The sequence below is a fragment of the Streptomyces sp. NPDC050636 genome, assembly GCF_040654775.1.
Classification (GTDB): Bacteria; Actinomycetota; Actinomycetes; order Streptomycetales; family Streptomycetaceae; genus Streptomyces.
On sequence record NZ_JBFAIP010000001.1, the window covers coordinates 363,205 to 375,216 of the forward strand.

10 protein-coding genes and 1 tRNA gene are annotated in these 12,012 nt (G+C 66.9%); 2 read left to right on the plus strand and 9 right to left on the minus strand.

The annotated features are described in order from the left end of the window. Nucleotides 1-95 precede the first annotated feature (95 nt). The 9 genes from rpoB to AB0I10_RS01815 all read right to left on the minus strand — a co-directional run bounded on the left by rpoB (nt 96) and on the right by AB0I10_RS01815 (nt 9,302). Entirely contained in the window at nt 96-3,581 is a 3,486-nt protein-coding gene (gene rpoB / locus AB0I10_RS01775) for a DNA-directed RNA polymerase subunit beta (RefSeq protein WP_363150262.1), read from the minus strand. Between the two features lie 629 nt (nt 3,582-4,210). Then, a complete protein-coding gene (gene rplL, locus AB0I10_RS01780; protein ID WP_136741289.1) occupies nt 4,211-4,594 on the minus strand; it encodes a 50S ribosomal protein L7/L12 in 384 nt (127 codons plus the stop codon). 81 nt (nt 4,595-4,675) lie between these two features. Then, a complete protein-coding gene (rplJ, locus tag AB0I10_RS01785) occupies nt 4,676-5,227 on the minus strand; it encodes a 50S ribosomal protein L10 (RefSeq protein WP_363150263.1) in 552 nt (183 codons plus the stop codon). A gap of 293 nt (nt 5,228-5,520) precedes the next feature. After that, nucleotides 5,521-6,363: a hypothetical protein gene (locus tag AB0I10_RS01790; protein WP_363150264.1), complete on the minus strand. Its 843-nt coding sequence runs from the start codon at nt 6,361-6,363 to the stop codon at nt 5,521-5,523. Between the two features lie 148 nt (nt 6,364-6,511). After that, nucleotides 6,512-7,228 carry a 50S ribosomal protein L1 gene (rplA, locus tag AB0I10_RS01795; protein WP_363150265.1) on the minus strand — a complete coding sequence of 239 codons (717 nt, stop codon included), beginning with the start codon at nt 7,226-7,228 and terminating at the stop codon, nt 6,512-6,514. A gap of 81 nt (nt 7,229-7,309) precedes the next feature. Then, nucleotides 7,310-7,744, minus strand: coding sequence for a 50S ribosomal protein L11 (gene rplK, locus AB0I10_RS01800; RefSeq protein WP_127151674.1), 435 nt, complete (start codon nt 7,742-7,744; stop codon nt 7,310-7,312). Between the two features lie 167 nt (nt 7,745-7,911). After that, the gene (gene nusG, locus AB0I10_RS01805) at nt 7,912-8,757 is read right to left on the minus strand and encodes a transcription termination/antitermination protein NusG (RefSeq protein ID WP_363150266.1); all 846 of its coding nucleotides are present in this window, start codon (nt 8,755-8,757) and stop codon (nt 7,912-7,914) included. A 71-nt stretch (nt 8,758-8,828) separates the two neighbouring features. Beyond that, nucleotides 8,829-9,125, minus strand: a complete 297-nt coding sequence (gene secE, locus AB0I10_RS01810) for a preprotein translocase subunit SecE (RefSeq protein WP_363150267.1) — start codon at nt 9,123-9,125, stop codon at nt 8,829-8,831. A gap of 104 nt (nt 9,126-9,229) precedes the next feature. Further along, nucleotides 9,230-9,302: transfer RNA gene (locus tag AB0I10_RS01815), tRNA-Trp, on the minus strand. Nucleotides 9,303-9,482: 180 nt separating this feature from the next. Between AB0I10_RS01815 and AB0I10_RS01820 the strand changes: the two genes are divergently transcribed. Further along, nucleotides 9,483-10,718, plus strand: a complete 1,236-nt coding sequence (locus AB0I10_RS01820) for a pyridoxal phosphate-dependent aminotransferase (protein WP_363150268.1) — start codon at nt 9,483-9,485, stop codon at nt 10,716-10,718. Nucleotides 10,719-10,843: 125 nt separating this feature from the next. Continuing rightward, nucleotides 10,844-11,887, plus strand: a complete 1,044-nt coding sequence (locus tag AB0I10_RS01825) for an adenosine deaminase (protein ID WP_363150269.1) — start codon at nt 10,844-10,846, stop codon at nt 11,885-11,887. Nucleotides 11,888-12,012 lie beyond the last annotated feature (125 nt).

Sequence of the window (12,012 nt, forward strand, 5' to 3'; positions counted from 1 at the left end):
ACAATTGTGGCTGCCAGGGTCGAGTCTCAATCTTGGTCTGACTGGGGGTCCGGGGTTAGCCGGGGCCTTGGATCACAAGGCCCCGGCCAGACCCGTCAGACCTCTTCGACGCTGCTCGGCTCGCGCCGGGACAGGTCGATACCGAGCTCCTCCGCGGCGCGGAAGACGTCCTCGTCGGTGTCGCGCATCTCGATGGACATGCCGTCCGAGGACAGCACCTCCACGTTGAGGCACAGGGACTGCATCTCCTTGATGAGCACCTTGAAGGACTCGGGGATGCCGGGCTCGGGGATGTTCTCGCCCTTGACGATGGCCTCGTAGACCTTCACGCGGCCGGTCACGTCATCGGACTTGATCGTCAGCAGCTCCTGGAGGGCGTACGCGGCGCCGTAAGCCTCCAGCGCCCACACCTCCATCTCACCGAAGCGCTGGCCACCGAACTGAGCCTTACCACCCAGCGGCTGCTGGGTGATCATCGAGTACGGACCGGTCGAACGCGCGTGCAGCTTGTCGTCGACCAGGTGGTGGAGCTTGAGGATGTACATGTAGCCGACGGAGATCGGGTCCGGGAACGGCTCGCCGGAGCGGCCGTCGAACAGCCGCGCCTTGCCGGAGCCCTTCACCATGCGCTCGCCGTCGCGGTTCGGGATCGTGGACTCGAAGAGACCAGAGATCTCGTCCTCGCGCGCACCGTCGAACACCGGGGTGGCGACGTTGGAGCCGGGGGCGACCTCGTCGGCGGAAATCGCGTGCAGACGCTTCTTCCACTCCTCGTCGACGCCCTCGACCTTCCAGCCCTGGCTGGCGAGCCAGCCCAGGTGGATCTCCAGGACCTGTCCCGGGTTCATTCGGGACGGGACACCCAGCGGGTTGAGGATGATGTCGACCGGGGTGCCGTCCTCCAGGAACGGCATGTCCTCGACCGGCAGGATCTTCGAGATGACGCCCTTGTTGCCGTGGCGGCCGGCGAGCTTGTCACCGTCGGTGATCTTGCGCTTCTGCGCGACGTAGACACGGACCAGCTGGTTCACGCCCGGGGGCAGCTCGTCGCCCTCTTCGCGGTCGAAGACGCGGACGCCGATGACCTTGCCGATCTCACCGTGCGGCACCTTGAGCGAGGTGTCGCGCACCTCGCGCGCCTTCTCACCGAAGATCGCGCGGAGCAGGCGCTCCTCGGGGGTCAGCTCGGTCTCACCCTTGGGCGTGACCTTGCCGACGAGGATGTCGCCGGCGACGACCTCGGCACCGATACGGATGATGCCGCGCTCGTCGAGGTCGGAGAGGACCTCCTCGGAGACGTTCGGGATGTCCCGGGTGATCTCCTCGGGGCCGAGCTTGGTGTCACGGGCGTCGACCTCGTGCTCCTCGATGTGGATCGAGGAGAGGACGTCGTCCTGCACGAGGCGCTGCGACAGGATGATCGCGTCCTCGTAGTTGTGGCCCTCCCACGGCATGAACGCCACGAGCAGGTTCTTGCCGAGCGCCATCTCGCCTTCGTCCGTGGACGGACCGTCGGCGAGGACCTGGCCCTCGATGACCCGCGCGCCCTCGTCCACGACGACCTTCTGGTTGAAGGAGGTGCCCTGGTTGGAGCGGGTGAACTTGGCGACGCGGTACGTGGTGTACGTGCCGTCGTCGTTGGCGACGGTGATGTAGTCCGCGGAGACCTCCTGGACCACACCGTCCTTCTCCGCCTTGATGACGTCACCGGCGTCGACCGCGCAGCGGTACTCCATACCGGTGCCGACCAGCGGGGACTCCGCCTTGATCAGCGGAACCGCCTGGCGCATCATGTTCGATCCCATGAGCGCGCGGTTGGCGTCGTCGTGCTCAAGGAAGGGGATCATGGCGGTCGCGGCCGACACCATCTGGCGCGGCGAGACGTCCATGAAGTCGACCTCTTCGACGGTGACGAGGTCGACCTCGCCGCCGCGGCGGCGGACCAGCACACGCTGCTCGGCGAACCGCATGTCCTCGGTCAGCGGCGCGTTGGCCTGCGCGATCAGGAAGCGGTCCTCCTCATCAGCAGTGAGGTAGTCCACCTCCTCGGTGACCTGGCCGTCGATGACCTTGCGGTAGGGCGTCTCGATGAAGCCGAAGACGTTCACCCGGCCGTACGAGGCCAGCGAGCCGATCAGACCGATGTTGGGACCTTCAGGGGTCTCAATCGGACACATGCGGCCGTAGTGCGAGGGGTGCACGTCACGGACGTCCAGGCCGGCCCGCTCGCGGGACAGACCACCCGGGCCCAGCGCCGACAGACGGCGCTTGTGGGTCAGACCCGACAGCGGGTTGGTCTGGTCCATGAACTGGGACAGCTGGCTGGTGCCGAAGAACTCCTTGATGGAGGCGACGACCGGCCGGATGTTGATCAGGGTCTGCGGCGTGATCGCCTCGACGTCCTGGGTGGTCATGCGCTCACGCACGACGCGCTCCATACGGGCCAGACCCGTACGGACCTGGTTCTGGATGAGCTCGCCGACGTTGCGCAGACGACGGTTGCCGAAGTGGTCGATGTCGTCGGTCTCGACGACGATCGACCGGCCGGACTCACCGGTCGTCTCGGTCTCACCGGCGTGCAGCTTGACCAGGTACTTGATCGTCGCGATGACGTCGTCGGTGGTCAGCACACCGGCGTCGAGCGGCTCGTCGCCGCCGAGCTTCTTGTTGACCTTGTAGCGGCCGACCTTCGCGAGGTCGTAGCGCTTGGGGTTGAAGTAGAGGTTCTCCAGCAGCGTCTGCGCGGCCTCACGGGTCGGCGGCTCGCCCGGACGCAGCTTGCGGTAGATGTCGAGCAGCGCGTCGTCCTGGCCCTGGGTGTGGTCCTTCTCCAGGGTGGCGCGCATGGACTCGTACTCGCCGAACTCCTCCAGGATCTGCTCGGTCGTCCAACCGAGAGCCTTGAGCAGGACGGTCACGGACTGCTTGCGCTTGCGGTCGATGCGCACACCGACCATGTCGCGCTTGTCGATCTCCATCTCCAGCCAGGCACCCCGGGACGGGATGATCTTGGCGGAGAAGATGTCCTTGTCGGACGTCTTGTCGATGGAGCTGTCGAAGTAGACGCCCGGCGAGCGGACCAGCTGCGAGACGACGACACGCTCGGTGCCGTTGATGCAGAAGGTGCCCTTGTTCGTCATGAGCGGGAAGTCGCCCATGAAGACCGTCTGGGACTTGATCTCGCCGGTCTCGTTGTTGGTGAACTCGGCGGTGACGAACAGCGGAGCCGCGTACGTGAAGTCGCGCTCCTTGCACTCGTCGATGGAGTTCTTCGGGGGCTCGAAGCGGTGGTCGCGGAACGTCAGCGACATCGACCCGGAGAAGTCTTCGATCGGGGAGATCTCTTCAAAGATCTCTTCGAGACCGGACTTGGTGGGGACTTCCTGCCCACTCTCCAGCGCAGCCTCGACGCGACCCTTCCATGCGGCATTGCCGAGCAGCCAGTCGAAGCTTTCGGTCTGCAGCGCAAGGAGGTTCGGAACCCCGAGGGGCTCCTTGATCTTCGCAAAAGAGATGCGCAGCGGGGCGGTGCTGTCGCCGTTGTTCGTATTGGCAGTCGAGGCGTTGCGCGAGGCGGCCAAGAGGGGGTCCTTCCGAGGGCTCGGACTCACTACGCGCGTACCGGTCCCGAATCGAGCAGACTGAGGGAAAGCCCAGGTCAGGGCGGTTCATCCAGCTATGCTCGGGCTCGGGTATGCCCCTGGTGACGGGCAGGGAGCAGCTAACAGGCAGCGCAAAGGGTCAGTGTAGCCACTTGGCACACTGATGTCCAGAGCGAGTTTCCGGAGACCGGTTCAGCGCCGTGATACCGATCTTCTCCCTCCGGGAGGTCAAGCCCTCCGTACCGGAGGAACCCCTCGTTGTTCTTCTCTACGCCCAATGCCCTGCGCCTGCCGAAAGCCCTGCGCCAGTGGCGCACACCGATGCTTCCCTCTTCGTCGGCGATCCATGCCTCGGACCCTGGATCGCTTCTGTGTCGCGTCCCGAGAATTGCGCGCCGCGTCCGGTTCGTCAAGGCCCCCCACCTCTGGGAGCTCGTCACATGCGGGCACGTCCGGGCAACGAAGATCACCATACTCGCACGCCGGAGCGGGGCAACGCAGCTGTGGCCGAGCACGCCGAAGGGCGACCACCCGCATGGGTGATCGCCCTTCGCTGTGTCCACGTGGCGCCAGAGGCGCTCAGGACGTGAGTCAGAGACTCAGTGAGGTCACTTGACCTCGACGGAGGCGCCGGCGCCCTTGAGGGACTCGGCGGCCTTCTCCGCGGCGGCCTTGTCGACCTTCTCGAGGACGGGCTTCGGGGTGCCGTCGACGAGGTCCTTGGCCTCCTTCAGGCCCAGGGAGGTCAGCTCACGCACGACCTTGATGACCTGGATCTTCTTGTCGCCGGCGCCGGTGAGGATGACGTCGAACTCGTCCTGCTCCTCGGCCTCGGCGGCCGGGGCGCCCGGGGCACCGGCGGCGGCAACGGCGACCGGGGCGGCGGCCTCGACGTCGAACTTGTCCTCGAACGCCTTCACGAACTCGGAGAGCTCGATGAGGGTCATCTCCTCGAACTGCGCGAGCAGGTCTTCCTGGCTGAGCTTCGCCATGGTGGCGGTCCTTCCACTAATTCGGCTGGTGCCGGATGTACATGAATGGCGGGCGTACGGGCCCGCTGGGCCAGCGAGTGATTACTCGGCAGCCTCGGCGGGAGCCGGCGTACCGGCACCGCCCTGCTCGACCTTGCTGCGAAGCGCGTCCGCGGTGCGGGCGAACTTCGTGAGGGGGGCCTGGAAGGTCGCCGCGGCCTTAGCCATGGACGCCTTCATGCCACCCGCCAGCTTGGCGAGCAGAACCTCGCGGGACTCAAGGTCCGCAAGCTTCTTGATCTCGTCGGCGGTCAGCGCCTTGCCGTCAAGGACACCGCCCTTGATGACGAGAGCGGGGTTCTCCTTGGCGAAGTCACGAAGACCCTTCGCCGCCGTGACCGGGTCACCGGTCACGAAGGCGACAGCGGTCGAGCCCTTGAGGTGCTCGTCCAGCTGAATCCCGGCCTCCTTGGCCGCGATCTTGGTCAGCGTGTTCTTCACCACACGGTACTGAGCGTTCTCGCCGAGAGAACGACGCAGCTCCTTGAGCTGTGCCACAGTCAGTCCGGTGTAAGAAGTCACAACAGCTGCGTTGGAGTCACGGAGCTTCTCAGTGATCTCCGCAACGGCTGCGTTCTTGTCAGACGTCGCCATGAGCCTCGGCCTCCTTCCGGGTGATGAGGACCGCGCAGAAGGGGCTGGGCAAAACAAACGCCCCGGCGCAGGCGCACGGGGCGTGACTCGACCGGACGGAATCCGGGAGTTCGACTCATACATACCTGCGCAGGCCGTCCGCAGCTAGCGGATCCTTCGGCCACCACACGCCCGAGATCGGACGCGCAGAGACAACCAGCGGTCTTTGGCTTCCTGGATACGGTACGGGAACGGCCTGCGATCAGGCAAATCAGGGGAGCAGGGGCGCGACGCCCCCGCTCCCCTGCTGCTGGTTACTTGTAGTCCGTCGTCTCACTGGCCGGCGGCGGGGTCACCGAGACCTTGGTGCCGTAGTCCGAGTAGAAGACCGTGGAGTCGTACGGGGTCTTGCCGTCCATCTGCTCGCGCTTCTTGACGAGCAGGTTGTCCGAGTCGATCCACAGGTCGATGGTCTCGGTCTTGGCGCCGGACAGCTCCAGCTGCTTCTCCAGCGACTTGAGGTCCGCCTCGCTGACGCTCTTGGACTGCATGCGGGCCAGCTCGGCCACCCCGAGCGTGCCGGTGAAGTGGGTCGCCTGGACGCCGCGGACGTCTTCCTTGCCGACTTCCTTGACCTTGTTCGAGGCAATGAGCATGTCCACCGACCTGCTCGGGTTGTTGTTCTGCATCATGTCCTTCATGAGCGCGCCGGCCGCGCCCATCTTCTTGGCCATGACGTCGTAGTCGTACTTGATCCAGGACTTGCCCTGAATCGGCATGCCCATGTTCATGTACATCGCGTCGGGCGTGTAGAGCGCCTTCATGGGCTTGCCGGACCCGGCCGCGCCCTTCTGCGTGATGTCGACGGCCATGTTCATGCCGTTGGCCCAGTCCATCGCGCCCTTCATGGACTGCTCCGCCGGACCGTTCTTGACCGTGCCGTCGATCTTCGCGGAGTGCTTGCCGTTCGTCTGCTGCGAGACCATCTTCAGCTGGTCCAGAGGGCTCTTGGGCTGCGAATCCTTGCCCGCGGCGTCGCTCCCGCCGCTGCTACTGCTGCTGCCGCCGTTGTCGTCCTTGCCGCCGTTACAAGCGGTGAGACCGCCCACCAGCATGACAACTCCCGCCACAGCGGCGGTAATACGCGTGCTACGCACTTGAGGCTCCCCCTTTGAATCTCCTGTATGGACCTCGGGGGTGACTGTAGTCCAGAGGACCGACACGGAACGCGTCAGGCCCCGCTTTCCATAAGGAAAGCGGGGCCTGACGACGTACTCGCGCGCTATGAGGCGTCGATCAAAGAGATCAGACGGCCTCGTCCTCGACGAGGAGGTTGCGGGTGCGGTTGGCGTCCAGCGGGATGCCAGGGCCCATCGTGGTGGTGATGGTGGCCTTCTTGATGTAGCGGCCCTTGGCGGCGGACGGCTTGAGACGGTTGATCTCCTCCAGCGCCGCGGCGTAGTTCTCCACCAGCTTGGTCTCGTCGAAGGAGACCTTGCCGATGATGAAGTGGAGGTTCGCGTGCTTGTCCACGCGGAACTCGATCTTGCCGCCCTTGATGTCGGTGACAGCCTTGGCGACATCCGGGGTGACGGTGCCGGTCTTCGGGTTCGGCATCAGACCACGCGGACCGAGCACGCGGCCGAGGCGGCCGACCTTGCCCATGAGGTCCGGGGTGGCGACGACGGCGTCGAAGTCCAGACGGCCCTTGGAGACCTCGTCGATCAGTTCGTCGGAGCCGACGATGTCGGCGCCGGCGGCTTCCGCGGCCGCAGCACGGTCACCGGTCGCGAAGACCAGGACCCGGGCGGTCTTACCGGTGCCGTGCGGAAGGTTCACGGTGCCACGGACCATCTGGTCGGCCTTGCGCGGGTCGACGCCCAGACGCATGGCAACCTCGACGGTCGCATCGAACTTGGCCGGGGAGGTGTCCTTGGCGAGACGGACGGCCTCGAGCGGGGCGTACTGACGCTCCCGGTCGATCTTCGCGTCCGCGTTGCGAAGAGTCTTGCTGCGCTTCACTGCTGCTCCTGAGGTATGGAGATGGAGTCGTGGTGCGGGCCAGCGCCTGGCCCTGCCACGGGGTGCCAAAAGGGGCTGGGATCAGCCCTCGACCGTGATGCCCATGGAACGGGCGGTGCCGGCGATGATCTTCGACGCGGCGTCCAGGTCGTTGGCGTTCAGGTCGGGCATCTTGGTGGTGGCGATCTCGCGGACCTGCGCCTCGGTGATCTTGGCGACCTTGGTCTTGTGCGGCTCGCCGGAGCCCTTCTCCACGCCTGCGGCCTTCAGGATGAGCTTCGCGGCCGGCGGGGTCTTGGTGATGAAGGTGAAGGAGCGGTCCTCGTAGACCGTGATCTCCACCGGCACGACCATGCCACGCTGCGACTCGGTCGCGGCGTTGTAGGCCTTGCAGAACTCCATGATGTTGACGCCGTGCTGGCCCAGCGCGGGGCCGACCGGCGGAGCCGGGTTGGCCGCGCCGGCGCTGATCTGGAGCTTGATAAGCCCCGTGACCTTCTTCTTCTTGGGAGGCATGCTCTCTCCGGGTCCTAGTGAGAGTTGGTTCGCCCCGCAATCCGGTCATCCGGATGGAGGCATACCGCACAACGATAACGGGTATAGTCGCGCGGCCAAAAACCGAGCAGGTCAGACCGGCAGTGGCGCCCGTCTGACCTGGTCGGTGGCTGGTGGTCCGGAAGAACCTAGTTCTTCTGGATCTGGTCGAAGCTGAGCTCGACCGGAGTCTCGCGGCCGAAGATCTCGACGAGGCCCTTGACCTTCTTCGAGTCGGCGTTGATCTCGTTGATCGTCGCCTGCAGCGTCGCGAACGGGCCGTCGGTGACGGTGACGGAGTCGCCCACCTCGAAGTCCAGCACCTGGACCTCAAGCTTGCGGGACGGCGCCGGCTTGCCCTCGGCCGCGGCGGCCTCCTTGGCGGCCTTCTCCTCTGCCTCCGGCGCGAGCATCTTGACGATCTCGTCCAGGGTCAGCGGGTACGGGTCGTAGGCGTTGCCGACGAATCCGGTGACACCCGGGGTGTTACGGACGACGCCCCAGGACTCGTTCGTCAGGTCCATCCGCACCAGCACATAGCCCGGGAGCTTGTTCTGGCGGATGGTCTTGCGCTCGCCGTTCTTGATCTGGGCGACCTCTTCCTGCGGCACCTCGGCCTGGAAGATGAAGTCCTCGACGTTCAGCGAAACGGCACGCTGCTCAAGGTTGGTCTTCACGCGGTTCTCGTAACCCGCGTAGGTGTGGATGACGTACCACTCGCCGGGCAGGTGCCGCAGCTCGTCGCGGAGAGCGGCCACCGGGTCGACCGGCTCCTGCTCCTCCTCCTCGGCGGCCTCTTCCGCGGGCTCACCGGCAGCGGCGTCCTCGACGTCGGTCTCGTCGGCGCCCTCGGCGTCCTCGACGATGTCCGCGGCGTCCTCGTGGCCGCCACTGTCCGCAGCGTCCCCCTCGACCTCGGCCGAGACGGCCTCGTCAACGTCGGCCTCTGCAGCCGCGACGGGCTCGGTGGCGTCGTTCAGGTTCGGGTCAGACACGTGGCTGCTTCTTCCTTGCTTCAAGGGGTTGAACATGCGAAAGGGCGCCCGCTGAGGCGCCCTCCGCGGGATCAGCCGAAGACGTACCCGACGACTCGGTTGATACCCAAGTCAATCACGGTTACGAGACCGATGATGATGACAACGAAGACGATCACCACGCTGGTGTACGTCGACAACTGGTTGCGCGTGGGCCAGACGACCTTGCGGAGCTCCGCCACGACCTGGCGGTAAAAGAGCGCGAGACGCGCGAAGGGGCCCTTCTTGCCGCGCTTGCCGCCGCGACGGGCCTTCTTCTGGGATTCCGCGGTTTCGTCCTCGGAACGACCGCGCTCAGGCATGTCGATGGAGCCCAGGGCGTCCGTCACTCGTCCTCACCTGAATCCGGGTCGTGGCCGTGCCGCGCCCGGTTGAGCCGCACGGCGGTGCATTTCATACGTACGCGTGCACGCACTGTGGTGAGTGCGTGTAGCAGGGCCGGAGGGACTTGAACCCCCAACCGCTGGTTTTGGAGACCAGTGCTCTACCAATTGAGCTACGACCCTTTGTGGTTCCCCCAACCTACCGCATGCGGCCGACTGCACTAAGTGCGTGGGCCGCGGCCTGTTGGAGGCCAACGGTCAGCGAGTGTACGTGCTTCGGAGCCGGGCGTCGAACAGAAACGTCCCGGGTGGTGCCCGCAAACCCGTGTGTCCGGCCCATCGGCGGTCTGCGACGATGCCTTTATGAGCGCTGCAACTCCTTCCGCATCGTCCCCTGCCGACCGCCGGGTCTCGGCCCGCATCGGTTCGATCTCCGAGTCCGCCACCCTCGCCGTCGACGCCAAGGCAAAGGCCCTCAAGGCCGCCGGGCGCCCGGTGATCGGCTTCGGCGCCGGTGAGCCCGACTTCCCCACGCCCGACTACATCGTCGAGGCGGCCGTCGAGGCCTGCCGCAACCCGAAGTTCCACCGCTACACCCCGGCCGGCGGCCTCCCCGAGCTGAAGTCCGCGATCGTCGAGAAGACGCGGCGCGACTCCGGCTACGAGATCGAGGCCGCGAACGTCCTGGTGACCAACGGCGGTAAGCAGGCCATCTACGAGGCGTTTGCGGCGATCCTCGACCCGGGTGACGAGGTCATCGTCCCGGCGCCGTACTGGACCACCTACCCGGAGTCGATCCGCCTCGCGGGCGGTGTGCCGGTGGACGTGGTCGCGGACGAGACGACCGGCTACCGGGTGACCGTGGAGCAGCTGGAGGCCGCCCGTACGGACCGCACCAAGGTGGTGCTGTTCGTCTCACCGTCGAACCCGACCGGCGCGGTCTACACCCGCGAGCAGGTCGAGGCGGTCGGGCGCTGGGCCGCCGAGCACGGCCTGTGGGTGCTGACCGACGAGATCTACGAGCACCTGGTCTACGGCGACGCCCAGTTCACGTCCCTGCCGGTCGTGGTTCCCGAGCTGCGGGACAAGTGCATCGTCGTCAACGGCGTGGCGAAGACGTACGCGATGACCGGCTGGCGCGTCGGGTGGGCGATCGGCCCCAAGGACGTCATCAAGGCCGCTGCGAACCTCCAGTCGCACGCCACCTCCAACGTCTCCAACGTCGCGCAGGCGGCGGCGATCGCGGCGGTCTCCGGCGACCTCAGCGCCGTCGAGGAGATGAAGACCGCCTTCGACCGGCGCCGCAAGACGATCGTGCGGATGCTCAACGAGATCGACGGTGTGCTGTGCCCGGAGCCGGAGGGCGCGTTCTACGCGTACCCGTCGGTGAAGGAGCTGCTGGGCAAGGAGATCCGCGGCAAGCGCCCGCAGACCAGCGTCGAGCTGGCCGAGCTGATCCTGGAGGAGGCGGAGGTCGCCGTCGTCCCGGGCGAGGCCTTCGGCACCCCCGGCTACCTGCGGCTTTCGTACGCGCTGGGCGATGAGGACCTGGTCGAGGGCGTGTCCCGCCTCCAGAAGCTGCTGGCGGAAGCGAAGTAGGGCCACCTGCTGAAGCCTCAGTGCGAGCGGGCCGGGACATGTTCCGGCCCGCTCGCGCGTTCTCCCGGACACCCCTTCGGGAAAGGCCCTACCGGCCGGCCGGGTACATGCGGCAAGATCTGCAGATGGAGAGCGTTCGTGCCCGCGGCGGAGCCGCTGTTCGAGACCTGAGCCTGTTGCCGAAGGCCCACCTGCACCTGCACTTCACCGGTTCGATGCGGGCCACGACCCTGCTGGAGCTGGCCGACAAATACGGCGTGCATCTGCCGGAGGCGCTCCGGGGCGGCGAGCCGCCCCAGCTGCGCGCCACGGATGAGCGCGGCTGGTTCCGGTTCCAGCGGCTGTACGACATCGCCCGGTCGTGTCTGCGGTCCCCGGAGGACATCCAGCGGCTGGTGCGTGAGGCCGCCGAGGAGGACGTCCGGGACGGGTCGGGGTGGCTGGAGATCCAGGTCGACCCGACCTCGTACGCACCGCGGCTCGGCGGGCTGATCCCGGCGCTGGAGATCATCCTGGACGCGGTCCACCGCGCCTCCCGCGACACCGGCCTGGGCATCCGCGTCCTGGTCGCCGCGAACCGTATGAAGCACCCGCTGGACGCCCGGACGCTGGCGCGGCTCGCGGTGCGCTACGCCGATCAGGGCGTGGTCGGCTTCGGCCTGTCCAACGACGAACGCCGCGGTTTCGCCCGGGACTTCGACCGGGCCTTCGCCATCGCCCGGGACGGCGGTCTGTTGGCCGCGCCGCACGGCGGTGAGCTGTCGGGGCCGGCGAGCGTGCGGGACTGCCTGGACGATCTGCACGCCGGCCGGGTCGGGCACGGCGTACGGGCGGCGGAGGATCCCGCGCTGCTGCGCCGGCTGGCCTCGCGCGGGGTGACCTGCGAGGTGTGCCCGGCGTCGAATGTGGCGTTGGGCGTGTACGAGAAGCAGGAGGACGTGCCGCTGCGCACGCTCTTCGACGCCGGGGTGCCGATGGCGCTGGGCGCGGACGACCCGCTGCTGTTCGGCGCCCGGCTGGCCGCGCAGTACGAGATCGCCCGCAGCGCGCATGGCTTCACCGACGCCGAACTGGCCGAGCTGGCCCGTCAGTCGGTCCGCGCCTCCCGGGCCCCCGAGAACGAGCGGCAGCGCCTGCTGACGGGCGTCGACGCCTGGCTGGAGTCGTAGGGTCTGTCCGATGGGTCAGGGCCGGGCCCGCGGCGTCTGGCACGGCACCTCGCGGCGTTGCCGAAACGTCCCAATAGCTCCGCTATCAGGACGCTCCGGCGCCTTGCGATGCACCGCACCAGACG